This window comes from Candidatus Woesearchaeota archaeon, from assembly GCA_003694805.1.
GTDB lineage: Archaea > Nanobdellota > Nanobdellia > Woesearchaeales > J110 > J110.
In genome coordinates this window covers 18,378-42,924 of sequence record RFJU01000131.1, presented here as the reverse complement: position 1 = coordinate 42,924, position 24,547 = coordinate 18,378, and the positions used below count along the sequence as shown (strand labels likewise).

Genomic DNA, 24,547 nt, shown 5'->3' with positions numbered 1-24,547 from the left:
GGCAACATCGAAACCTATTTAAATAACCAGTGTGAAGGTAAGCGTGTCAGCATAGCGCAAGTTCGCGACACAACAAAATAACGGTAGAGGTGGGACGTTTATGGTAGCAACTATGGCGATAGAGAATGTCATCTTAGCAGTAATAATAGGCACGCTTGCAGCAATCGTGTACAGTCTACGCGTCCTCGTGCGCATGGAGCGCCGTATCGCTCGCATAGACAGACACATTGAACTCATGACACTCTCCATCGCAAACGACGAAAAGAAAATTCTTCGCGAAGAAAAAGAAATAGAAGCTGAAGAAAGAAAGCTTGAAGAAGCACTCGTGAGGAGAAGAGCCGCCAGAAAAAAATCCAAAAGAAGAAAATAGGCGGGCGGCGTTCCTCGGCGTTCCTCGCAGCTCGTGCAACTCGCCCCCAAGACGCGGCGGCACCCCCCAGAAGAGAAAAAGCACATTGACAACCAACGGCAATTCCGCAACCACTACAGATTAACAGATTACGCATCTCAGTGATTAAGCATCTCAGTTTGCGGCACGGGTGGTGGTACCACTATCGCATCCACGTAGAAAAGGCAAGAGCCCTCTGCGCACCTCCTCTTTTTCAACCCCTCTACGAGTACCTCGAAGGCATGTTCCGCCACTGCCCCGACGAAAAATTCCTCACAGGCCCTAGAAGCAGCAAATTCAAGTTCCCGCTAGGCATCTCCCCAACACCGCTACCGCACCACCCCATCTGCACGCTTGCAAAGGAAGGCCTTGCAAGGAACGAGTACAACACTGCACACAGCAACGTTCAAATGTTTCTTCTTCAACACGATGCAAGCACCGTTGGCATTGAAGTCCCTGTTTGGCTGGATCCTCACGAGGATTCCTTTCTCGCCCGCCTTCAAAAAACTGGCGAGGAATCAGGCCCGCTTTCAGGTCACATCGACGTACTCTCAATAGAAAACGGCATCATCTGGGTATGGGACTACAAGCCACGAGCAGAGAAAGAACGCTACGCAACAACGCAAACCCTCTTTTACGCACGCATGCTCAGCAGGCGAACAAACATCCCTCTCAATCTCATTCGCTGCGGCTATTTTGATGAACAGCACTGTTTCGTCTTCAATCCAGCAGACATTGCTCATCATCAAGAACAACAAGGCCGCACCAACAAAACGCCAGTGCACACTATGACGTTATGACCCTGGCTCCCAGCAACACCCAAAACGAGCAAGAAACACGGCAAGAGAACAAGAAAGGGAACGCACGAAGAACACACCAACAACCAACACGCCAACAATAACCACTCAGAAGTGATTTCATCTCTGCTTGTTTTCTGCGGAAAACGAAGGAGAAAAAACAAAAGACTTATAAAAACAAAATTCCAGGAAGCGACCAAAACCATGCAAGCATACTGCTATGCAAAACACGCCTTTGCCAATAGCCTATGCTGACAGGAGGTGACAGCATGAACATAAAAGAACAAACCCCCCTCTACATCGTGGGAATTGTGGCCGTCGTGGCCATCGTTGTTTTAGTCTTAGCAATTCAAGCCAACACATCAGGAAAAGCCTTCGACTTCCAAACAGTGCAAGCGCCAGGCCCGGCAAATATCTTGCCGCTCCTCGCACAGCTAGGATTCACCATTGACGAAAATGGCAACCTTGTCGGGGACTGTGACAACCCCAAAATAACAGAGCTTGCAGGCGGACCCGTCACGTGCGACCCCTCTTCTCAAACAGCGGTACTCCCAGGCGGAAAAACGGTCCGCTTTGGCGGGTTCAACCAGCCGAGAGTGTACAACAAAATCTGCTGGCTCAATCTTCCTCAGGAAACAAAGAACTGCGTCACCAGCCAGCTCGGGCTGCCCATCCCTTCCAACGCAAACTTTTGCGTTAACACGGTTGTAGACCCGAACGTGTGTGCGTCCTACAACGTTGCAACACCACAGGGATGCGCGGACTGTGCGGCGGCTATCGGCTCGCAGCTCTTGTCCAACCCGAGCTTTCAACCAGTAAAGTAAGAACAGCAAGGGAAACACAACGCACGCTTGAGCAAACACACAGCAATAACAGAAAACAAACACAACAAAGGACAAAGGAGGAGTGAAAAGAAAAATGGAAAAAAACAAAATAATGTATATGGGAAGCGTTGCCGTCGTGGCAGTGCTTGTGTTAGCGTCAGTCGCCTCAGCACAGAACTGGTGGCAGAGCGGCGGAGCAGGAGCAGTCGGTCAAACAACCGGCGGGCAATTCATAGGAAACCTGCTTCAACAACTCTTCAGCCTTGGCTTCACCGTTAACGACCAAGGCATCATTGAAGGGGACTGCAGCGTCCTAGCGCAATACGGCGTCACCCAATGCGCTGATGACTGTGTCACACTAGAAACAGGGCAAAAGTTCTGCTACCCTGGCAAGCTTAACAGGCCGCGCAGGTACAACACCCTCTGCGTTGGCGGAATGGATCCGGACATGCGCAGCTGCGTCGCGAGCGCGTACGGCCTCGAGGCAAATGCGCTTGCTGGCTGCGTCAGGACACTGCGCGACATCAGCCCATGCCAAGGAGCGTACAGTCCGGAAGCGTGCCAGGCGTGCATCAACATCATTGAAGATGCCAAGGGCAGCCTCAGCTACCGAACCGTCGGAGCACTTGCGGGAGGCCTCCCGGCGCTTCAACAAGGAGGCGTGGTTTCAGCAGCAGCATACGGAAGCAACACGTTCGGCAACACGCCATCCACTAACCTGCCAGGACTCAACCAGAGGTCCACGACGCCGTGGAACCAGCCGAGGTCACAACCGGTAGGGCCTAACCCAGTATCGAACCCTTCGCTGCCGCCTACGATGCCCCCATCTAGCGACCTCCCGCCAGGGACGCAGTACGGCCCGAACGCGCAGCAGCTATGGGATATGTACCAGCGAGGCCAAGTCGGCGTCGTCCAGCAAGAACCAGCGTCACGACAACCTCGCGGCGACGGGAGCACTATTGGTGGTGTCGCAGTACCTGGCCAGGGACCTGTTGATATGAACGACCCTGCAGTCCAGCAGCAAGCTCTTGCCTGGTGGCAGCAAGCCCTCGCAAGCGGCAGGTACGCCACAAGATAAAACGGGCGAGAAAGACACAAGAAATTCTTTTTCTTTTTTTTTAAGTTCTTTTTTTTCTCAACAAACTGCTTCTTTTTTTCTCGACGCTGTCGTTCTGCGTAGCTGAACCTCACGTCCCTTGCTCCTGACCCAGCAGTTCACGAAAAGACAAACCTCTCAAAGAAGCAATGCGCTGAGAGGCAACAAACGACTTCTCTCGCTCTTCTAGATCGGCAGGAACTAAGAAAACCCACTCCTTGCGAAAAAACTTAATCGCCACCCATGCTTCTGCTCCGAACCGCTCACTAAAAAACTGCAAATCCTTAATTTCTTGTTTTGAAAAATACTGTGCCTTCGCAGTGGTCCGCTTCACTTCAATGGCGAGCTTACGCATATTGTTCCCTGCAATAATGTCAGGACAAGGATACCGTATCGATCCAGAACCCGCGGCGCGAAACGCAACCCACCCTGCACTGTTAAAGGCGTGAATGAGCGCCCGCTCAGCGGCAATGCCTCTGGACTTTTGCGACATGAGACGTGAAAAACGCCTTCTTGTTTAAAACTCTTCCTTCTAGTTCCCCCCAGTCCTTCCTTGTCACGTCGAGCCACGTCCGCACCGCCTGTTGCCTCTCGTTAACAATCATCCACTCCGCATTAATGGAGGGGAAGAAAGAGGGGAAGAACGGTTCTTTCTTGACTGCAATACTCGCCCCGCGTCGTGAGACTTTTCTTGAGACGCGACCTGGGGGTTAACGTTACCTTGATCGTTATTAACCGATATTTATTTAAGCGAGAAAGATGAGAAGAGCTAAAACGCAGAGGTGAAAAAAACCATGACGAAACGACACCTGCTTCCTCTCGCAGCGATGGAACGACTCCTCAAAAACGCAGGAGCCTACAGGGTCTCAGAAGATGCGAAATCAGCACTCCGTGACATTCTGGAAGAATACTCGCAAGTCCTCGGAGAGGAAGCAATTAAGCTAGCCAAACACGCTGGCAGGAAAACCGTGCGAGCAACTGACATAAAACTCGCTCAGAAAACCAACTAAGATCGGACGCAACAACCACCCCTACACAAGCCCTTAAAATCGAACAACCATAAAATCGTGGGCCATCGCCACGTTCGGAAACAACGTTTTTGCTTCCTCCTCCAACGCCTTGAGCGACTTATACCGCTGACTGAAATGCGTGAGCACCAACCGTTTCACCCCGCTCATCTGCGCAATCTGACACGCGTCTCTCACCGTTAAGTGCTTGCGCTCATCAGCTTTGTCCTGCATTGACGAATCAAAACTAGACTCGCACACTAACACGTCCGCTCCTCCTGCAAGGTCAACAGCAGACTGGCACAAACGCGTATCGGCAACAAGGGCAAAGGAACGGCCTTTTTTTACAAGCGAAACATCATCAGGATGAACATCCTTGCCGCCAATCTTCACCGATTTTCCCCTTTGCAATTCGCCAATCAAGCGACCCCTCACGCCCGCCTTTTTCAGCTTCTCAGGCAACATACGCCGCTTTGCTTTTTCTTCAAAACGAAAGCCAAGACATGGCGCGCTGTGGTCTAGACGGGCAGAAGAAAGAGCATAGTCTTCATTTTCAAAGAAGACAGACACGCAGCGCGGCCTGATTTCATGCACGGCAAGGTCGACTTTAACATCCCAAATCACCGATCGAACCAAGTGATCCATGTGCTTCTTCGTCCCCGGAGGCCCCCACAACGAAACGGGCTGTGGGTTGTCGCTATTACCAATAGTTTGCAGCAAACCAATAAGCCCCGCTACGTGATCGCCATGCCAATGAGATATCAAGATCTTGCGCACCTTCGTTCTGTTCAGCCCGGCAATGTTCATCTGCCGCTGGGTTCCCTCTCCGCAATCAAACAAAAGCACTTCTCCCTTGTAAACGAGGGCAAGACCTTGGACGTTTCGCTCTTTCGTGGGCACCATGCCTGAGGTTCCTAAAATGTGCAACTCCATACAGCAAGAAAAACACTGTCTGTTTTTTAAACTATCTTTGTTTGCGTTGTTTGAGCTGGGCGAATCGGCGCCGCTCAAGATCAGTGCACCGCCAATCCAAACAGCCAATTATCGTCCATATGGAAAAAAATTGTTGTTGGGGACGACAACCCCCCTCACAAGATAGATATATAAACATCATCAGAGCACAATCAACCCATGCCAGCAGCAAAAAAGAAAGCAACAACCAAGAAGAAAACAAGCAAGTCCTCCGAGAAAAAAGAAAACAAAGAAACAAGCAAACAAACCACGAAGAAAAAAGAACCTGCCAAGGCACACTGGGCCGTTCACAGAGTCATCACTGAGAACTCAGACGCCGCAAGAGACCTCTACCACCAAAACAGGTTCGGCTCCCTCCTCGAAGACGGAAAAGTGCAACTCAGCCTCCTTGAAGCACTCTACCTCCTCGAGAAAGGAAAACTCATCATTCTCGATGGCAGAAACCAACCATTCACCACCGAACGCTACCTCAAACGCGCCATCAAAGAAGAACCCGACTTTTGGGTACGCTACATGGTCTACAAAGACATTCGCAATAGAGGCTACATCATCAAGACCGCCCTCAAATTCGGCGCTGATTTTCGCATCTACGACCGCGGCGTCAAGCCAGGCGAGGACCACGCCAGATGGGTCGTCTTCCCCGTCCACGAAGGAGAAACCCTCACCTGGCACGAATTCGCCGCCAAAAACCGCGTAGCCCACAGCACCAAAAAACGCCTCATGCTCGGCGTCGTCGACGACGAAGGAGATGTAAGCTACTGGGAAGTGCGCTGGATGCGCCCATAACACCCCCTCCCCGCCTCAGCCTCAACCCAACCCTCAAAAAACAATAAACAAGACAGCCCATGCTCCTCACCAAAGAAAACATCACAACCCTCCTGCGCCAAAAAGGCCCCCTCTACCCCGCACGCATAAAAAAAGAACTCGGCGGAGACACGACCTTCATCGGAGCCATCCTCTCAGAACTAGCAGCTTCAGGAGCCGTTAAAGTAACCAACATCAAGATAGGCTCAAGCCCCTTCTACTACCTCCCCGGCCAAGAACCAAGACTGGAGAGCCTAGCAACCTACCTCAACGAAAAGGACAGGAAGACACTTGAAAAACTCAAACGAGCAAAGCTCCTCAAAGACAAAGAACAAACACCCCTCGAACGAGTGTCGCTCAGAACCATCAAGGACTATGCAAAACCCCTCATAGTCAAGACCTCCCAAGGAGAAGAACTCTACTGGAAATACTACCTCGCCAGCGACGCCCAAATCCAAGCACTCCTTGCACAAAAACATCAGAAAAACACGCCAGCCCCTGCCCCGCCGCGCCCCGAGCAAAAACACAGAAGCACAACGCTCCACGAACAGAAAAACCAACCTGCACGCTATTCAGAACATCAACGAGCGCCTCCAGCGATAACACCCGCAAGCGAGCATAAAACAAGCCCCAACACACCAGACAACAAACAAACCCGTCAAGAAACGCTACACCCCAAAGCCCCACCACCCACGCCTTCTCTACAAAGACCGCGCAGGGCCCCAGAAAAACAAGCCACGCAAGAACAACAAACAATAACGCCTAAGGACACATTCAACTATAACGACAAATTCTACAAAAAAATCAAGAAGTTTTTCGAAGAGAAAAAAATCAAAATAAAAGAACAAAAAATCATCAGAAAAAACACAGACATTGAACTCGTCATCACCATACCAACGACGATAGGAAGACAAGAATTTTTTTGTAAAGCAAAAAATAAAAAACGCAGCAACGAAGGAGACCTCTCAGCAGCACTTCTCCAAGGCCAGCTCCGCAAGCTACCTGTCATCTACCTCACCACTGGAGATGTCACGAAGAAAGCCTTGGAAAAAATAAGTCATGAACTCAAAGGAATCACCGTCAAACACCTCCCCTAAAACAACCCCGCCCTGAAACACCAACACGCAATCAAGCACCAAAACATAAACACAGGAAAAACAAGAGAAAAATAACAAATCAAACGCACAATGGGAACAAACATCACACCTCTCCTCACCCCTACACCAATAACCCTCGAAGAACTAGCAGGCAAGCAACTCGCTATCGACGCCCACAACATCATCTACCAATTCCTCACGACCATACGCATGCGCGACGGGACACCTCTGCGCGACAGCAAGGGCAATATCACCAGCCATCTCATCGGCCTTTTCAACCGCACCGCGACACTCATCGAAAAAAACATACTCCCCGTCTTCGTTTTTGACGGAAAACCGCCAGAGCTCAAACAAGAGGAAATCAGAAGAAGAAGAGCGCTCAAGGAAGCAGCCGCCGCCGCCTTTGAAGAAGCGAAAGCAAGCGAAGACGTTGAAGCCATGGCCAAGTATGCAGGCAGAACGACGAAACTCACGCCAGACCTTATCTCAGAAGCCAAAAAACTCCTCTCAAGCATGGGCGTTCCATCCATTGATGCACCAAGCGAAGGAGAAGCTCAAGCGGCCTACCTCGTCAAGAACGGAGACGCCTACGCAGTCGTTTCCCAAGATGCAGACGCACTCCTCTTTGGAGCGCCCCGCCTCATCAAAAACCTTAACATCGCAGGAAAACGAAAACAAGTCGGCAAACACATCTATCAAACCACCCACCCTGAACTCGTGACATTAACTCAGACGCTGAACCACTTACAAATCACCCAAGATCAACTCATCGCCCTTGGCATCCTCGTCGGAACAGACTACTGCCCGGGAGGCGCAAAAGGCATCGGCCCCAAAAAAGCACTCGCCCTCCTCCGCAAACACGGCACCAACTTTGAAGCCGCCTTCAAAGAAGCCAAATGGGAAGAACAAACAAACATCCCCTGGAAAGAAATATTCAAGCTCTTCAAACAACCCGCCATCACAACCCAGTACACCATCAAGAGAGAAAAGCCGAACCCGGTCCGCATTCGAAATCTTCTCGTGCAAGAACACGACTTCTCACCGGAACGCGTCGAACACACGATCAAAAAACTAGAAAACTCCCGCATTCTCAACCAAAAAGGCCTCGCAGACTACTTTTAACGCCAACCACCACCGCGCCTCGCCCGCCACACCCCCGCAGCCCCTCCGCCAAACCCTGCACGCAACCAAAGCATTTATAATGAACCAGTATTGAAAGGACGACGACACCATGACAGTACTCGCCAATCTCCTAACAACAATCGCGAGCCTTCCTTGGTATCTTCTCGCGCTTACCTCGGCAGTGCTCATCGCAGCAGCAACCATCCTCACCAAGCACGTCCTCGGCCACGAGCACGCCCTCGAGTTCAGCTCCGTCAGAGCACTCTTCAATACAGCCCTTCTCCTTCCCCTCGTCCCCTTCCTCCCTTGGCAAACCCTCACGTGGCAATCAGTCCTTCTTCTCTACTTCATCGCAGTAATGACTGCCGCAGGCATCCTCTACCGCACGAAAGCCCAACGGCACCTACAAGTCAGCTTCACCACTCCACTCCAAAACTTCAGCCCCCTCTTCCTTCTCGTCATCAGCTTTTTCTTCTTGCACGAAACAACAACCCCCCTTCAACTCATTGGCGTCTTCACCATGCTCGCCGGCGCATACCTCCTCCAAACCACCCCCCACCAATCACCACTCAAACCGATTCAACTCTTCCTCACCAGCAAACACGTCCACTACATCGTCTTCGCCATGATCGTCCTCAGCCTAGCCCAAGCAGTCGAAAAATTCTTCTTCAACACGTTTGTAGGAACATCCATTCTCCTCTACCTCTTCCTCCTCTGGCTCTTCATCACCATCAACTTTCTCATACTGGAATACTTCCGCTTCGGCATCAAAGACATCCTCCCCGACATTGAAAAAGATTGGAAGTGGTTCCTCACCATCGCGGCCATCAACATCGTCAGTGTCACCATCTCCCTGGCCGCGATAAGCCAGCCGTCAACGAAAATAAGCCTGTTCATACCCGTTCGGAGGACCAGCGCGTTCTTTGTCGTTCTCATCGGAGGAAAACTCTTCAAAGAAGACAACATCCCAAGAAAACTCCTCGCATCAACGCTAATGATTTTGGGAAGCGTCCTCATCATACTCTAGCAAGCACGCCCTTGTGACAAGCAACAAAACAGTATCGACAACAGAAATCAACAACTGAAAAACAAACAACCACTTATTCAAGAGCGCCATTCACACCAACCTTTTTTAATCAAGACCGCTTCCGTCAATCAAAAAGTACTAACAAACAAACCATGAAATTTTTACGCGTCCCCAAAACAGATGCTGAAGTGACGAAGAGCATGCTCGTCAGCCACGGCGCTTTAGACTACGCGACGAAGGCACAGAGCGACGAATCCTACGTCTACTTCCCCATCAAAGAAGGCGCAGCAGTGGATGACCTCGACTACCCGCTTATCGAGCGCGACGGGCTGAAAAAACAACCACAAACCAACCTCAAAGAAGCACTAGCCAAAAAACTATCACCGGAGGAACAAGCAAGCCTCAAAACCGCCTATGACCTCATCGGCGACATCGCGATCATTGAAGTTGATGCCAAGCTCCAAAAAAAAGCAACCCTCATCGCGCAAACACTGTTAACACTCTTTCCCAACATCAAAGCAGTCTATCAAAAAGGAAAACACGAAGGCCCATACCGAACGCAAACCCTCAAACACCTCGCAGGAGAAAAACGAAAAGAAACAATCCACAAGGAAAACGGCGTCCTCCTCAAACTCAACGTCGAAACCGTCTACTTCTCACCCCGCCTCGCGACTGAACGCAAACGCATCGCAGAACAAGTAGAGCCCGGCGAACGAGTTCTTGTCATGTTTTCCGGATGCGCTCCTTATCCTTGCGTCATAGCCAAGCTCGCAAAACCTAGCGAAGTCATCGGCATCGAACTCAACCCCCAAGGCCACCAATTCGGACTCGAAAACGTCTCGCTCAACAAACTCCAACACGTCCACCTCATCCAAGGCGATGTCAGAGACAAAGCCCCCCTTCTTGAAGGGTGCTTTGACAGAATAGTCATGCCCCTGCCTAAAGCGGCAGAAACGTACCTCGACGTCGCACTTCCCAAAATCGTTCAAGGAGGCATCATTCACCTCTACCAATTCGTCAAAGAAGAAATGCTTCACTCTCGAGGTGAAGAGCTCAAACAAGCAATCAAAAAAGAAGGATTTGATGCAAGCCTTCTTTCTGCCGAACTCTGCGGCCAACACGCACCAGGAACCTTTCGCGTCTGCTACGACATACAAATAGTCTAAGCGCTAAGCATTCCACGCACGCAGCTAGAACACCGAGCTTGCATTAAGATCGTGCAGCAACAACGCACAGAACCTGCCCTGAACAATTTTTTTGTCCTCATCCAAACATGCGTCGATAATCGCTGCTTTCAGCACTCTCTTCTCGCTTCACTTTTTGGATGGCTTTCAGCAAGTCACTTTCAGCAATAACCGTGCGCCTGTTCCTGATTGCGAAGTAACCAGCTTCTGTCACCACTGCTTTAATTTCGGCGCCCGAATGCCCTTTCAACCTAGAAAACACCTTCTTGAAATCAATGTTTTTCTTGAAACGCATGTTTTTAGCGTGAATCTTGAAAATCTCTTTCACACCCTCCAAGTCCGGCGTGCCAACCTCGATGAGCCGATCAAGCCTTCCAGGACGGGTGATAGCAGGGTCGAGGATGTCAAGCCGGTTTGTACACCCAATGACCTTCACATTCCCCAAGTTCTTGAAGCCATCAATCTCTGCCAAGAGTTGCATGAACGTCCGTTGCACCTCGCGCTCCCCTGACGTACCCACATCAACGCGCTTCGCAGCCAACGCGTCAATCTCATCAATGAATACGATGCTCGGCGCCTTCTCACGCGCCAGCTGAAAAATCTCCTTCACCAGCTTCGCGCCTTCACCAATGAACTTCTGCACCAGCTCCGAACCAACCACTTCAATAAACGTAGACTTCGTAGAAGCAGCAACAGCTTTAGCAAGCAACGTCTTCCCCGTCCCGGGCGGGCCGTGCAGGAGCACGCCTTTTGGCGGGACAATGCCTACCTTGCGAAACAATTCTGGCTTGAGCAAGGGAAGCTCAATAACTTCTTTGAGCTCTTCGCTTTGCGCAGCAAGCCCGCCAATATCCTTCCAACTCAGTTTTGGCTTTTCAACAATGACGAAGCTCTCAACATTAAACTTCTTAGGAGAACGAATCTTGTCAACAATGGTCAAGTTCTTCTGTTCAACAAGCACAGAATCTCCAGGCGAGAGGTTTTTCACATTGGAAGCAATTTCAACATAGAACTGATTGCCGTTGGAAACTTTGATGATGGCGTGCTCGTTCACATACTTGACGAACTCTGCAATCAAAAGCGCCGGAGACTTAAGGCGGTTAAGCTCTGATCGGAGCTGGTTTACTGTCTCTTTTAGAATCTTATTTTCCTCTTCTAAGTCGCTCAAGGAAAGCGAGTAAGAAAACATAGCTTCCTCTTCGCGTGATGCAGACTGGTTGCGCATCGGGGAGTTAAAGCATTCCACCTTTATAAACCTTGCTCTTTTCTCGTCGAAATACAGCCGGCTGGGCGGCACCCAGCAGTATTTTCGCCTATTCTCCCACCTATTCGCCTTTATTCGCCTTACAATTTCTCTATTCTCCTACAAAAAGGCCGCATTTCAAGCCGTAGAGCGTGTGAACGCACCTTGTAACGAGAATGGCAAGAAAATACGCGACAACCACTGAAAATCCAGCACCCCTGCCCAATACCAACAACGCTGTCTGAGTTCCCGTGGCCACGCCATAGAAAAGCGGAGTCAAAAACACCCTTTGTTTTTGCAGCGTAAGCACGTCCCTCAAAAATCGTGTTCCCTGCAAGGATTTGTTTGCGAACCAATGCAACAGCGAAAAAATGCTGAAATCAAAAATCGCATCAATGACCAAAGAGGAGAGCACAACCAGCGCAATGCTTCTCAAGTGCTCCTCGAGCACCTCAATGATCGGCGCAGTCAAAACAGCCGCGAGCGCGCTAGCAAGAACAATGTTCACGTTAATGTTGACGATCCGCTTGCAATAGAGAGACATCACCGGCAACCACCGAAGGCCAGGTCCCAATAAAAAATTATCTTTTTAGCAAGTGTTCTTCGACGAAAACCTTCGGCCTCCCCTCCTTCCACTCAAGAACAAATAAGGCGAGGCTGGCGAAAAAAACAACCACCGCGAGCGAGAAGAGAAGGCCGCCGTCCCCTCCCTTCACAACGTTTTGCAACGCTACACCCAGTACCGTCACGTGCGCGAAGATTGCACCGGCCATAAGAACCGCTGAAAACAGCGCACCGAGCCAAGTCATCGAAGGCAAGAAAAGAAGCACGGCAGCAACCAATTCGAACAACCCCACTACAATCCTCCCCCACGGTTCAACTCCCAGCGCAGAAAAAATCCTTCGCGACTCTTCTGCACCGCCGAATTTAAAAAATAGCGTTTGCAGCAAAATGACTGCACACAACACCCGCAACGACCACGAAACAATACGCTCCTTTCGCATTACTACCTCCCCACGCGCCATCCATCAAACAACATCCAAACATCCAACACGCGATCCCTCTCGCACCCGTTCAGCATCATACGCTAGCGAAAAAAACACATGGGGCTGCGAGGATTCGAACCCCGGTTGGGCGGCCCCGAACCGCCAGTGATACCAAGCTACACTACAGCCCCAACGAACAAACGCCTCTTCCGCGACCAGCACATGCACCGGATGGGAACACTGGACGGGAAGAAGGAAGATTTAAAAGCATTATGGCTCGTTCCCTGCACCATGCTCGTTGTTATCTGCCCTCGCTGCGGAAAAAGCCAACGCTGTCAGCCAAGAAAGGGGGACATTACGAAGAAGCGCAAACGCTGTGTTTACTGCGGCAGAACCTTTAACATCCGCCCCTCGCCCGACGCCTCACGCATTCGTGCCGTCAAGTGAACTGTGCAAAAGTCTTGGCAACTGGCAGGCAGACACGAGCACGGCGCATAGCGGGCACAGAGCCGGCCTTGACTGCGGTTATCCTTGACTCGCTCTTAAAAAAATCACTGATCTCTTGAAGCGTGAGCGGGGTCGAGCACCACCATCTCCTTTGCCAAATCGTCGCGCGGGCTTTCACACTTTTCATTCGTGAGAGATTCCAAGGAAATTCTGCCTTGAAAATGCCGTGTTGTCGAGCAAGCATCCCCTCCTCTTGTTTGCCCTACAGGACTTGCACTATTTTGGCTTGCACTATTCCTGCTTCCCCAGTGCATCTTTCCCGACGAGAACTCCTTGCACGCATAAAACCCCGTGGCGACGGTGTAGAGCGCAGCCGCAACTACCATTCCTCTCCAAAAGGCGTGCGCAGACTCCTTCTCAAAAGGAACATACTCGTCAGCGCTGTCGTCTTTACCAGATCCTTGGTTTGACAAGAGTTCGTACTTCATTGTTGCAAAACTCCTCCTCTACTGCCTCTGCCAATACGCTGTCTCAGCTTGAACATCCTCTTCAAGGCCAGGACGGGTGCCTAAATACGCGTCTTGTTCCTCGCCGTCCCTCCATACGCCTGGCTTGCGTTCCCTTTCTTGTTTGCGAATCGAGCGCTTTTCAACCTCTCGATTTTCGGATAGTAAATCACCAAGACTTAACTTCTTAACGACTTCTCCGCTCATTTCGATGCCATCTGCCAACAGATCACGCGCGTCTTCACGCAAGACACGATTACTTCTTATTTTTTGCTCTTCCTCGCTGAGCACCGAAACAACACGTTCCTTTGCGCGCAGCGCCCCAGAAACTCTTCCAACGTAGAACGCGCCAACCGTGCTACAAGCGTAGAGCGAACTGGCAAGGGCGATTGTTGTTGCAGCATACAACGCTCGCTTCCACACGCTTTTTTTTTCTTTCTTCACTTCTGTGTTCATCGTGTGTTTGTGCTTCAATAACGTTGTCTTCTTCCCCTCTGCAACCATGTTTTTTTATTTTTTTTATAGCTGCATCGTAACTTTGCAACCCTCCCCTTTTTATAAATTTTTCCTTTTTAACCACTATCAAGTAATTTATTCTTAGTTTTGAGTGTTTAAGGGTCTAAAACCAATAAATTTTAGCAAATTCAAAAACACAACCTATTTAAATAAAACGCTGTTTCAATCACGCACGCAACCAAAAATACGCACGTGACGAAGCGGAGACCTTCCATGACAAAAAAAGAAGCAGAACCTGAGCCACAAAACACCGCGACCACGTCACAAGCTTCTTCCGAACGCATCGTGCCTCGCGTCATCGAGGAGGAAATGAAAACCTCCTACCTCGGATACGCCATGTCCGTCATTGTCGGCAGAGCCCTCCCTGATGTGCGCGACGGGCTGAAACCCGTTCATCGAAGAATTCTCTACGCCATGCATGACATGGGCATCAAACCCACTTCTTCCTACAAAAAATGCGCACGCATCGTTGGAGAAGTCCTCGGCAAATACCACCCCCACGGCGACAGCGCCGTCTACGAAGCCCTCGTTCGCATGGCCCAAGACTTCAGCATGCGCCACCCCCTCATCGACGGCCAAGGAAACTTCGGCAGCATCGACGGTGACAACCCTGCTGCAATGCGCTACACCGAAGCGCGCCTTGCAAAAATTGCTGAAGAACTCCTCCGCGACATAGAAAAAGACACAGTCGACATGACCGACAACTTTGACGGCTCCCTCAAAGAACCCGTCATCCTCCCCGCAGCATTCCCCAACCTCCTCGTCAATGGCTCAAGCGGCATCGCCGTCGGAATGGCAACCAACATACCCCCGCACAACCTCAAAGAAGTCTGCCATGCAACCTGCAAACTCATCGACAACCCAGACCTTGACCCCAAAGCAATCATGGAAATCCTGCCCGGCCCGGACTTCCCCACCGGCGGCGTTATAGCCGGAAGAGCAGGTATCGCCCACGCCTACGCAACAGGAAGAGGAAAAATCAGGGTTAAAGCAGTCCTCACAACAGAAACCCGCGGAGAAAAGGAAAACATCATCATCAAAGAAATCCCCTACCAAGTCAACAAGGCAGAGCTCATCGAACAAATAGCACGCCTCGTCAACGACAAAATCGTCGACGGCATCAGCGACCTGCGAGACGAGAGCGACCGAACAGGAATGCGCGTCGTCATAGAACTCAAGAAAGGCGCTAACGCAGACGTTATCAAAAACAAGCTCTTCAAAAATACCCGTCTCCAAACAACCTTCGGCATCAACCTCCTCGTCATCGACAAAGGACAACCACGAGTGTGCACAATAAAGGAAATCCTTGAAAAATTCATAGACCACCGCATCCTCGTTGTCAAACGACGCACCCGCTACGACCTCAACAAAGCAGAACAACGAGCCCACCTCCTCGAAGGTCTCGTCATCGCACTCCAACACATCGACAACGTCATAAAAATCATCAAAGCAGCAAAAGACGCAACCAAAGCAAGCGCCGACCTCATCAGCACGTACCGCCTCACCAAAGAACAAGCAAACGCAATACTCGAAATGCGCCTCCAGCGGCTCACAAACCTGGAACAACAAAAAGTACGGGAAGAACTCAAACAACTCAAAGAACTCATTGCCAAACTCAAAGACCTCCTGTCATCTGAAGAAAAAATCAAAGACGTCATCAAAAAAGAACTCACCACCATAGCAGAAAAATACGGAGATGACCGCCGAACAACCATAACAGAGGAAGAAGGAGATCTTGACATCGAAGACCTCGTCGCAGAAGAAGACGTGGTTGTCACCATCACCCACGCAGGCTATGCCAAGCGCACACCCATCGACATATACAAAATACAACGAAGAGGAGGCGTTGGCATCCGCGCCACTAACACGAAAGAAGAAGACTTTGTCGAACACCTCTTCGTAGCCAACACCCACGCGCACCTCCTCATCTTCACTGACAAAGGACGCGTTCACTGGCTCAAAGTCTACAACCTCCCTGAAGGTTCCCGCTATTCCAAAGGAAGAGCACTTATCAACCTCGTAAAGCTTTCCCCCGGCGAGCGTGTCACCTCAGTTATACCTATCAAGGAATTCAAGCAAGGACACTACCTCCTCATGGCAACCAAGAAGGGGACGGTCAAAAAAACAAAGCTCGAAGCATACTCCAGACCCCGCTCGGGAGGCATCGTTGCAATAACACTCAAGCCGGGAGATGAACTCGTCAACGTCCTCCTCACCGACGGCACCAAGCAAGTCATCCTCGCCACAGCCAACGGGAGAGCGGTCAAGTTCCACGAAAAAGACGTCAGGCCGGCAGGCAGATCAAGCATGGGCGTTCGAGGAGCAACCCTTGCAAAAGGCGAAAGTATAATCGGAATGATCATTGCCTATGACCACAATGATATACTCACCGTCACGGAAAACGGCTACGGCAAGCGTACGCCCATCTCAGCATACCGACTCACCAACCGAGGCGGCAAAGGCGTTCGAAACATCATCTGCAACAATCGCAACGGCAAAGCAACAGCAATCCTCAGCGTCACTGCTGAAGATGAAGTCATGCTCATCTCCCGGCAAGGAACGATCATCAGAACACGGGCCAAGGACATCTCAAGGATAGGCAGAAACACACAAGGCGTACGAGTCATGAACCTTCGGGAAGGAGACAAACTCATCACCGCAGCAAAAATCGTCAAAGAAGACAACGGCGAGCTACCGACAACCGACAAGTAACTCCAACGCGAAAACAACCAACAATCCCTTTCTTCACCATCTTCTTTTCAAAAAGTTTAAATGCACCCGACCCGTCAAACTAATCAATGGGGTTTTTCAGCTCAAAAACACACCACACGCTCCGAGACGGACGCACCATCACTTTTATCAACAAAAGCTCAGCACAAGCCATAACCATCCAAGCCATAACCAACGCGGCGAGAAGCGCAGCAGCAACCTCCAAGATCGCAACAACCCTCCCCGCGCTCACGTTCATCTTGGAAGACTACCTTCGCAGCCACTTCCAATCAAAGGGCGTTGCCTGCGTCTATCAAAAAGAAGTCGAACAAGGACTCCTCGCCATTCACATTGCAGCACGAGATATCGAAGAACGCGCCATCGCCAACATCCTCAGAACACACACCATAAACGTTCCACGAGAAGAACTAACAAAAAAACAATTCAAACAAAAATTCTTCTCAAACCCTGACAACACGAACGCGTACCTCCACGACGTCACCCTTCTCACGAAACAAAAAGTAATCCACGAGTGCACCCACCTCGCCCATTACTTTCACGGAATACTAGGTAGCCTCAAAAACATACTTCCCCGCCTGACCCGGCATGTGCAAGAACATATCCCAAACGATCCCGCCAAGTGGAGAGAACACGGCATCGACCAGCTTAGAATGCTTATCACCCACTTCTTCATCAACATCTTTGCAGAAGGGCTTGCGAGGTTCATCGACAGAGAAGAATCGGGAAAAATCGCATTCACCCACGCAGATTTCTCATACCTCTACCTCCTCGCAGAAGAAAAAGCAAAGCAAGTACGCGACGAACTAAACGCTCTTCTCCGACAACGAACATACGAACTCAACGCTGGAATCAAGGCAGGAGACGTCCAAGCAAACCAAAAAGCATTCATCAACCGCCTCGCCAGGTGGAAAGAAGTCTCCCACACTGCTTCCTACGACATCGGACTTCACGCTGTCCACGCCATACTCATGACCCTCCAAACCCCTCTCCGACACCTCTTCACCCTCAGCCATCTCCGTTTCGTCGCCACGTACGAAAAAGCAATGCAGGTCTACGGAGAATCCCCCATCATCACACTCAAAAACCAATCAGGAATCCTTGTATACCAAGACCTGCTCTCGACACTCACAGAATTCGCCCACCAACACAACCTATTTAAACAAACGTGAGAGGGAGTATTGCTCCATGCACATCGATGAGCACAAACTGGCCAGGAAAGGATGGCGCCCCCACGAAATTCGCCATGCCAAACGAATCATCCAAAAAGCCGAACGAAAAAAACACGCTGTACTCAAGGGTATAGAAAAAACATTCCCCTATGCTCAACTCCTCATTGCAGCAGCGGCACACGTAAACGCAATCATCCTCGTCCTCATCGTTCACTTCCTCCTCCCTCCCCCGCCCTCCCTCTTCTTCACAGCAATACTGGGCTTCATGGCAGGCCTCTTCATCACCGGCACCATCCTCCACTTCAAAGACAACAACGCCAAAACAACAATCACCATCACAGCAATCACCCTTGCAAGCAGCGCAATGCTCGCACTGCTTCTCCACAAACTACGCACGTTCATGCTCTTCTCGCAGCCCCCCCTCATCATCGTTGCAGCGCTGTTCTTTACCGCCACACTAGTGCCCACTCTCTATGCAGCACACTTACACGAGGACGAACCATGAACCTGCAAGAATGGACAGTAACCTATGTTCAAGCTCGCGACCTCATCTTCAGAACCCTGCGCGACATCAGGGAAGAAAAAAACAAAATAACCTTCACCTTCACAGACCGCACCACCACCTATCTCATCAGAGAGCGGCTCAACCAAGAAGTAATAAAAGAACTCGATACTGCCCAAAACCAAACCATCGTAACACGCAACACCAAAGAAAACCTTCAATTCCTCATAAAACACTGGAACGACTTCACCACTCACGCCTCGCTCAAAATCTTCTTTGTCAACCCCCGCCACAATCAATATTGGGCAATCAGTCCGTATCATCACAACACCATCGCAGACAAGAAAACACTCAAACAAGGCCTGAACACGCTTTTTCACACTGTTCCGGAAGCAACCCCATAACTCATTTAAAGAAACATCGCCTTCTTCCAAAAGCAATAATGCGCATCACCTCTGGAAATAAGGACCTTGATGACTTCCTTGGGGGAGGCTACGAAAAAGACATTGTCACCGCCATCTACGGTCCCGCCGGGAGCGGCAAGACAAACCTCCTCCTCATCTGCGCCGCAGCACAAAAAACAGGAACCATACTCTGGCTTGACACAGAGGGCGGCTTCAGCCTTGAACGATTCAAACAAGTCAACCCAGACTTTGAAGACTCCCTCAACCGCATCACCTTCTTCAAGCCAACAACCTTCGCAGACCAGCGAAAAGCCATCGATGCCATACGACTCATGGCAAGCAAGAACACCGCCCTCATCGTCGTAGACTCCATAGGCGCCCTCTACCGCCTCGAACTCAGCAAGGCAAAAGACCCCTACCTCCCCAGCAGGGCCCTCGGCCTCCAGCTCAGCTACCTTGTAGAAATAGCAAGAAGAGACCAAATACCGGTGATAATCACAACCCAAGTCTACCCCGACTTCAATAACAAAGAAACCACCAAAATCGTCGGAGGAGAAATCGTCAAGTACAGCTGCAAATGTCTCATAGAACTAGAAAAAACCAAAGAAAAAACGCTCTTTCACCTGCGCAAGAGCAGAGCCCTCCCCCCCAAGACAGGATCATTCACCATCACTCAAGAAGGCATTGCCTTTGCAAAAAATTCATAAATACAACGCCACTCAACCAGAGCAGCCCCCGCACAGAGCAAACACGACGATGACAAAGAGAGGCCAGGAAGGAGAGGGGTTCGCGCCTGTGATCTAGTGGCTATGATTCGAGCTTCCCAAGCTCGCTACCCGGGTTCGAATCGAAGGGATTTTGTACGAAGCGAAAGGACGGCGGAACGCCAAAGCGGACCTCGTCCCGAAAACCCAGTGCAAAGCTCCCAGAGGCGAAAGTCCCGGCAGGCGCAGAAGCGCCCTTCATCCTTCCGTCTCTCAGTCCCAACCCCGCTCAGCACACGCTACAACGGCCAACCCGCCCAAGCATCTCAACGCACACAAGATTTAAATAACTCTTTTTCTTTCGCCACCCAACAGAACGATGGCGTACCGAACACATACGTGCGGCGAGCTGCGCAAAGGGGATGCAGGCAAGCAAGTAATCCTCTCCGGCTGGGTTGACACCCTCAAAATCATGAAAAAATTCGCCTTTCTCAACCTCCGCGACCGCTACGGAACCACCCAAGTATTCTTTGACGAAACCTTCCTGCCAGATCTCAAAAATCTCAAGAGGGAGAGCGTCATAACCGTTGAAGGCACGGTCAAGGAGAAGCCAAGCCCGAACCCCAAACTCGCCACGGGAGCAGTGGAAGTTGCCGCGACAAAACTAACCGTCCTCAGCCAAGCAAAAGCACTCCCCATGGAACTTGACGAAAACATAACTTCAACAGAAGAAACCCGCCTCACGTATCGCTACCTCGACCTCAGAAAACCCCGTCTCCAACGCAACCTCGCCCTCAGGCATAAGCTCACAACAGCCGTCAGAACCTTCCTCGACAAGGAAGGATTCCTCGAAATAGAAACGCCGTTCCTTGCCAAAAGCACACCCGAAGGCGCCAGGGACTACCTCGTACCCAGTAGAATACACAAAGGAACATTCTACGCCCTTCCACAAAGCCCCCAACTCTTCAAGCAACTGCTCATGATCGCAGGGTACGACAAATATTTCCAAATCGTCCGGTGCTTTCGGGACGAAGACCTCAGAGCAGACCGCCAGCCAGAATTCACCCAAATTGACATGGAAATGAGCTTCATTGAAGAAGACGACCTCTTCGACGTCATCGAACGCATGATACAACACGTCTTCAAACACGTCCTCGGCGTCGACATCGCCATCCCTTTTGAACGTCTCAACTACGCAGACGTTATGAAACAACACGGCACGGACCGCCCAGATCTGCGCGCCCCTGGTGAAGACTTCCACTTCAGCTGGATTATTAACTTTCCCATGTTCGAGTACAGCGAAGAAGAAGGACGCTACAAAGCCATGCACCACCCGTTCACCCTCCCCCAGAACCTTGAGGAGAAAGACCCTGCAAAAATCCTAGCACGCGCGTATGACCTCGTCCTGAACGGCAACGAAATAGCAGGAGGAAGTCTCAGAATCTTTGATTACAACACCCAAATGCGTGTTTTCAAGCTCCTCGGCATCAACGAAGATGAAGCAAAAGAAAAATTCGGCTTCCTCCTCGATGCAATGCAATACGGCAACCCCCCACTCGGCGGCATCGCGTTCGGTCTTGACCGCTTCGCCATGCTCCTCGTAGGGGAAGAGAGCATCCGCGAAGTCATCGCCTTTCCTAAGAACAAAGATGCAGAAGACATGATGCTTCAGGCACCCTCCAAGGTGAGCAAAGCACAACTCGACGAACTCGGCCTCACCGTCACGAAACAATAAGTGCCGCCCCCGCAAATTCTTCCAAACCTGCTCTTCCCAGCCCGTTCTTTCCACAATATTTTTAAATGGCAGTGTTTTGTAAAGCCAATAAGTGGCGTTTAACGTCATAACCAAGAGTTATAACAACTACGGCGCGCGAAAGAAGCGCCTCTTAAAAAAAGGGGGTGAGTGAATGAAACAGAAAGATTGTTCGTGGATAGCATACGTCTGGATTATCGTAGGAGTCCTCTACGCTCTGGCAACATGGGTGCCACGAGCGTTCGCCTGGGTGTTTACGGCGCTGCCTTGGTGGCCTGTATTTTTAATCCTGGTGGGCCTAACCTTGCTTCACAAACACAAGTCGAAGCAGTAAAGAAACAAACTGGCTTGTGCAGGCCATACCAGCACGCACAGGGCTTTTTTTCTCTTTTTTATTTTCTCTTTTTTTTATAACCTTCTTCTCAAGCGCTCCTCTTCCTTCTCTTTTGCTTTTTTTCTCCTGCCAGGGCGGTGTGCTGTAGTGCTGTTGGCGCATGCGCTCTTGTCCATGCGCTCTCGTCACACCCAAGGCTCGTCCCTCAGAGGTTTTAAATACTTCACGCACATCCCTTCCCGCAAGAACAACTACGCGAGAGGTGCAAAACACCATGCAAAAAGCAAAAAACATGCAGACTATCTTCCTCATTGCCATCGTTGCATTGTTCGTGCTTTCCAGCTGTGCACAAAACACGGTGCAAGAACGCGTCTATCCCGAAGCTGACGCACGCGCCAAGGCCCTAGCAAAAGCCCACGTTAAAGCCTCAGAGCAATACCGTGCAGGAGGGGAAGGACTTGTTGTTACCAGCGTTGAACCAAGGGAATGCAACGGGTGCTACGATGTCACACTCAACTACAAAGCACCAGCACCCGGCTCGCAAGATGATACGAACAACACAGAAACGAACACGGAAACAAAGCAGGAAATGAGCACGTTCACGGTCAAGCTAACCTTCCAAAACTGGAAAGTTGTTCGCGAGCAAGTCTTTGAAGACGGCGAACGCATTAGCGATCAAAGCAAGAACGCGCAGCCCTCCACGCAACGCCCCCCCGGGCCTCCCGGCGCATAAAGGACATCGTTCTAAAGAATCAAAGAGAAGAAAAAAACAAAAAAAGTTAGGGTGTAGCAAGGCGGTCACGACACGAACCACACGAGTTCGTACCACACGTGTTCATTCCTGAATGCTTATATGATGATTGCAGGCGTCTTCTCGTCCTTCTCCTCGTCAAACTCCGTCACGACCGACTCGGTCGTTAAGACCATGCCTGCAATGCTTGCAGCATTTTGCAAAGCGGAACGCACCACCTTTGCCGGGTCAATAACGCCCGCTTTGAACAAGTTTTCAAACGTGTCCTTTTTTGCGTTGTACCCGACGTGCTCATCTTTCTCCGTCGCGAGCCTGGCGAGCACTTCGGCCCCGTCTCGCCCTGCGTTTCTTGCAATCTGACGGATCGGCTCTTCAAGAGCGCGTTTCACAATATCCTTCCCGACGCGCTGATCATTGTCGAGCTTGAGCGCGTCCAACTCTTTTATCGCGTGGTAGAGCATCAACCCTCCGCCAGTCACGACGCCTTCCTCAACGGCTGCCTTGGTAGCCTGAAGCGCGTCGTCAATGCGCAGCTTCTTCTCCTTCATCTCAGTCTCAGTCGCCGCGCCAACGTTGATCACCGCCACGCCTCCAGAGAGCTTTCCCAGACGCTTTTGAAGCTCTTCTTTTGTATACTTGCTCTCTTCTGTTGCAATCTGGTTCTCAAGCTGCTTGATACGGAGCTGGATGGCCTTTTGGTCTCCTTTTCCTTCAATAATAACGGTTTTTTCCTTGTCAACCCGAACCTTCCCTGCCGAGCCGAGCGTGTCGAGCGTCACGTGCTCAAGCTTCATGCCCGTGTCTTCAGAAACGACCTTTCCACCGGTTAAGATGGCAATGTCTTCCAACATCGCCTTCTGGTCATCGCCAAACCCGGGAGCCTTCACCGCACAAACTTTCAGTGCCCCCCGCAAAATGTTAATGACCAACGTCGCGAGCGCTTCGCCTTCGACGTCATCAGCAATGATGAGCAACGGCTTTCCCGCCTGCGCAACGGTTTCCAAGACGGGCACCAAGTCTTTCATACTGCTAATCTTCTTGTCGGTGATAAGAATATAGGGGTTCTCCAAGAAACACTCCATCTTCTCCTGATCGGTGGCCATGTACGGCGAGACGAAGCCTCTGTCGAACTGCATTCCCTCAACGACCTCAAGAGACGTCTCCATCGACTTTGCCTCCTCGACCGTAATGACGCCATTATTGCCTACTTTCTCCATAGCATCAGCGATGAGCTTGCCCATCTTCTCGTCGTTATTTGCGGAAATCGTCGCGACCTGCGTGATTTTCTCCTTGTCTTTGACCGGGACGCTCTTCTTTTTCAAGTACGCAACAACATGCTCTACCGCGGCGTCAATTCCTCGCTTAATCTCGATAGGGTTTGCACCTGCGGTGATGTTTTTGAGGCCTGCTCGAACCATGGCTTGCGCGAGCAGCGTCGCAGTCGTAGTCCCATCTCCCGCGTTGTCTTGCGTTTGTGTCGCAACTTCTTTGACGAGCTTCGCTCCTATGTTCTCGAACTTGTCCTTCAACTCGATTTCCTTGGCAATGGTGACGCCGTCATTCGTGATGACTGGCGCGGTTGTCTTGTCAAGAACGACGTTGCGCCCTTTTGGGCCGAGCGTAACTTTCACCGTGTTGGCAACCTTGTCAATACCTCGAAGCAGCGCCTGCCTGGCACTCTCGTCAAACATGATTTGTTTACTGGCCATTTTCTCTTCACCCCATCCAATTCTTTTTTCTGTTTTTTTTCCCTCTTTTCGTTCCCAATGCGAACTTGCAGCGGGGAGGATTGCTACCCCTCCTTATTCTATTTTTGCTAAAACATCCTTGAAGTCAACGAAGACGAACTCTTCTCCGTCAACTTCAATTTCATCAGCGCTGTACCCGCCATAGAGCACCTTATCGCCTTTGGAGAGCGGCAGGGGCTTTCCTGCGTTCGGCCCCTTTGTGTACGTGCCGACAGCAAGGACTTCTCCCTGCTTCTTCTTCTCCTTTGCTGTGTCAGGAATGTAGATGCCGCCCTTGGTTTTTTCTTCTTCTTTTTCGGGTTTGAGTAAAACTCGTTCTCCTAATGGCTTAAACTTCATTGCTCTCTCCCTCCGTGCTTTTTTGTGAGCTTGCCGAAAACCCTTCTTGCTGAAACCTGTCACGAAACAACTCAAGTCATTTCGTTGACTTTAAATC

Annotated in this window: 27 protein-coding genes and 1 tRNA gene; 17 read left to right on the top strand and 11 right to left on the bottom strand. The window is 50.7% G+C overall.

Features of this window, described 5'->3' with window-relative positions; all coding sequences use genetic code 11:
* Window positions 1-112 precede the first annotated feature (112 nt).
* From D6783_04875 to D6783_04860, 4 genes are all read left to right on the top strand, one after another.
* On the top strand, window positions 113-370 hold the full coding sequence (locus tag D6783_04875) for a hypothetical protein (GenBank protein RME52425.1): 258 nt from the start codon (window positions 113-115) through the stop codon (window positions 368-370).
* Window positions 371-510: 140 nt separating this feature from the next.
* Window positions 511-1,188 carry a hypothetical protein gene (locus D6783_04870; protein RME52424.1) on the top strand — a complete coding sequence of 226 codons (678 nt, stop codon included), beginning with the start codon at window positions 511-513 and terminating at the stop codon, window positions 1,186-1,188.
* Window positions 1,189-1,433: 245 nt separating this feature from the next.
* Window positions 1,434-2,009, top strand: a complete 576-nt coding sequence (locus D6783_04865) for a hypothetical protein (GenBank protein RME52423.1) — start codon at window positions 1,434-1,436, stop codon at window positions 2,007-2,009.
* Between the two features lie 94 nt (window positions 2,010-2,103).
* Complete coding sequence (locus D6783_04860) at window positions 2,104-3,087, top strand: hypothetical protein (GenBank protein ID RME52422.1); 984 nt, start codon at window positions 2,104-2,106, stop codon at window positions 3,085-3,087.
* Window positions 3,088-3,196: 109 nt separating this feature from the next.
* Here the strand turns inward: D6783_04860 and D6783_04855 are convergent, their stop codons facing one another.
* Window positions 3,197-3,598 (bottom strand): Holliday junction resolvase, encoded by a 402-nt coding sequence (locus tag D6783_04855; protein RME52421.1) that lies wholly within the window; start codon window positions 3,596-3,598, stop codon window positions 3,197-3,199.
* A gap of 301 nt (window positions 3,599-3,899) precedes the next feature.
* Between D6783_04855 and D6783_04850 the strand changes: the two genes are divergently transcribed.
* The gene (locus D6783_04850) at window positions 3,900-4,115 is read left to right on the top strand and encodes a histone family protein (GenBank protein RME52459.1); all 216 of its coding nucleotides are present in this window, start codon (window positions 3,900-3,902) and stop codon (window positions 4,113-4,115) included.
* A gap of 33 nt (window positions 4,116-4,148) precedes the next feature.
* On the opposite strand, the gene rnz is transcribed toward D6783_04850, so the two are convergent.
* Window positions 4,149-5,045, bottom strand: a complete 897-nt coding sequence (gene rnz / locus D6783_04845; protein ID RME52420.1) for a ribonuclease Z — start codon at window positions 5,043-5,045, stop codon at window positions 4,149-4,151.
* Between the two features lie 198 nt (window positions 5,046-5,243).
* On the opposite strand from rnz, the gene endA reads away from it, so the two are divergent.
* The 5 genes from endA to D6783_04820 all read left to right on the top strand — a co-directional run bounded on the left by endA (window position 5,244) and on the right by D6783_04820 (window position 10,300).
* A complete protein-coding gene (endA, locus tag D6783_04840; protein RME52419.1) occupies window positions 5,244-5,870 on the top strand; it encodes a tRNA-intron lyase in 627 nt (208 codons plus the stop codon).
* Window positions 5,871-5,929: 59 nt separating this feature from the next.
* Complete coding sequence (locus tag D6783_04835; protein ID RME52418.1) at window positions 5,930-6,985, top strand: hypothetical protein; 1,056 nt, start codon at window positions 5,930-5,932, stop codon at window positions 6,983-6,985.
* A gap of 90 nt (window positions 6,986-7,075) precedes the next feature.
* Window positions 7,076-8,107, top strand: coding sequence for a flap endonuclease-1 (locus tag D6783_04830; GenBank protein ID RME52417.1), 1,032 nt, complete (start codon window positions 7,076-7,078; stop codon window positions 8,105-8,107).
* Window positions 8,108-8,216: 109 nt separating this feature from the next.
* The gene (locus tag D6783_04825; protein ID RME52416.1) at window positions 8,217-9,134 is read left to right on the top strand and encodes an EamA family transporter; all 918 of its coding nucleotides are present in this window, start codon (window positions 8,217-8,219) and stop codon (window positions 9,132-9,134) included.
* Window positions 9,135-9,286: 152 nt separating this feature from the next.
* Window positions 9,287-10,300, top strand: coding sequence for a class I SAM-dependent methyltransferase family protein (locus D6783_04820; GenBank protein ID RME52415.1), 1,014 nt, complete (start codon window positions 9,287-9,289; stop codon window positions 10,298-10,300).
* A 97-nt stretch (window positions 10,301-10,397) separates the two neighbouring features.
* On the opposite strand, the gene D6783_04815 is transcribed toward D6783_04820, so the two are convergent.
* From D6783_04815 to D6783_04800, 4 genes are all read right to left on the bottom strand, one after another.
* Window positions 10,398-11,543 carry an AAA family ATPase gene (locus D6783_04815; protein RME52414.1) on the bottom strand — a complete coding sequence of 382 codons (1,146 nt, stop codon included), beginning with the start codon at window positions 11,541-11,543 and terminating at the stop codon, window positions 10,398-10,400.
* 130 nt (window positions 11,544-11,673) lie between these two features.
* Window positions 11,674-12,105, bottom strand: coding sequence for a hypothetical protein (locus tag D6783_04810; protein RME52413.1), 432 nt, complete (start codon window positions 12,103-12,105; stop codon window positions 11,674-11,676).
* A gap of 37 nt (window positions 12,106-12,142) precedes the next feature.
* Window positions 12,143-12,565, bottom strand: a complete 423-nt coding sequence (locus D6783_04805) for a DoxX family membrane protein (protein ID RME52458.1) — start codon at window positions 12,563-12,565, stop codon at window positions 12,143-12,145.
* A gap of 100 nt (window positions 12,566-12,665) precedes the next feature.
* A tRNA-Pro gene (locus D6783_04800) sits at window positions 12,666-12,738 on the bottom strand.
* Between the two features lie 40 nt (window positions 12,739-12,778).
* Here D6783_04800 and D6783_04795 point away from each other — a divergent pair.
* On the top strand, window positions 12,779-12,994 hold the full coding sequence (locus D6783_04795) for a hypothetical protein (GenBank protein ID RME52412.1): 216 nt from the start codon (window positions 12,779-12,781) through the stop codon (window positions 12,992-12,994).
* Between the two features lie 104 nt (window positions 12,995-13,098).
* Here D6783_04795 and D6783_04790 read toward each other — a convergent pair whose 3' ends face one another.
* On the bottom strand, window positions 13,099-13,482 hold the full coding sequence (locus D6783_04790; protein RME52411.1) for a hypothetical protein: 384 nt from the start codon (window positions 13,480-13,482) through the stop codon (window positions 13,099-13,101).
* An 18-nt stretch (window positions 13,483-13,500) separates the two neighbouring features.
* Window positions 13,501-14,004 carry a hypothetical protein gene (locus tag D6783_04785; protein RME52410.1) on the bottom strand — a complete coding sequence of 168 codons (504 nt, stop codon included), beginning with the start codon at window positions 14,002-14,004 and terminating at the stop codon, window positions 13,501-13,503.
* A 225-nt stretch (window positions 14,005-14,229) separates the two neighbouring features.
* On the opposite strand from D6783_04785, the gene gyrA reads away from it, so the two are divergent.
* The 5 genes from gyrA to aspS all read left to right on the top strand — a co-directional run bounded on the left by gyrA (window position 14,230) and on the right by aspS (window position 21,260).
* Complete coding sequence (gene gyrA / locus D6783_04780; GenBank protein ID RME52409.1) at window positions 14,230-16,728, top strand: DNA gyrase subunit A; 2,499 nt, start codon at window positions 14,230-14,232, stop codon at window positions 16,726-16,728.
* A gap of 86 nt (window positions 16,729-16,814) precedes the next feature.
* Entirely contained in the window at window positions 16,815-17,915 is a 1,101-nt protein-coding gene (locus D6783_04775) for a hypothetical protein (GenBank protein RME52408.1), read from the top strand.
* 16 nt (window positions 17,916-17,931) lie between these two features.
* Window positions 17,932-18,420 (top strand): hypothetical protein, encoded by a 489-nt coding sequence (locus tag D6783_04770; protein RME52407.1) that lies wholly within the window; start codon window positions 17,932-17,934, stop codon window positions 18,418-18,420.
* Window positions 18,389-19,528: a hypothetical protein gene (locus D6783_04765; GenBank protein RME52406.1), complete on the top strand. Its 1,140-nt coding sequence runs from the start codon at window positions 18,389-18,391 to the stop codon at window positions 19,526-19,528. The genes D6783_04770 and D6783_04765 overlap by 32 nt, the downstream gene beginning before the upstream one ends.
* A 376-nt stretch (window positions 19,529-19,904) precedes the next feature.
* A complete protein-coding gene (aspS, locus tag D6783_04760; protein RME52405.1) occupies window positions 19,905-21,260 on the top strand; it encodes an aspartate--tRNA ligase in 1,356 nt (451 codons plus the stop codon).
* 316 nt (window positions 21,261-21,576) lie between these two features.
* Here the strand turns inward: aspS and D6783_04755 are convergent, their stop codons facing one another.
* Window positions 21,577-21,888: a hypothetical protein gene (locus tag D6783_04755; GenBank protein ID RME52404.1), complete on the bottom strand. Its 312-nt coding sequence runs from the start codon at window positions 21,886-21,888 to the stop codon at window positions 21,577-21,579.
* On the opposite strand from D6783_04755, the gene D6783_04750 reads away from it, so the two are divergent.
* On the top strand, window positions 21,887-22,345 hold the full coding sequence (locus D6783_04750) for a hypothetical protein (GenBank protein RME52403.1): 459 nt from the start codon (window positions 21,887-21,889) through the stop codon (window positions 22,343-22,345). The two genes, D6783_04755 and D6783_04750, sit on opposite strands and share 2 nt — an antisense overlap.
* A 116-nt stretch (window positions 22,346-22,461) precedes the next feature.
* Here D6783_04750 and groL read toward each other — a convergent pair whose 3' ends face one another.
* Together groL and D6783_04740 are read right to left on the bottom strand one after the other, a co-directional pair.
* Window positions 22,462-24,072 carry a chaperonin GroEL gene (gene groL / locus D6783_04745; GenBank protein RME52402.1) on the bottom strand — a complete coding sequence of 537 codons (1,611 nt, stop codon included), beginning with the start codon at window positions 24,070-24,072 and terminating at the stop codon, window positions 22,462-22,464.
* Window positions 24,073-24,165: 93 nt separating this feature from the next.
* Complete coding sequence (locus D6783_04740; protein ID RME52457.1) at window positions 24,166-24,450, bottom strand: co-chaperone GroES; 285 nt, start codon at window positions 24,448-24,450, stop codon at window positions 24,166-24,168.
* Window positions 24,451-24,547: the final 97 nt, after the last annotated feature.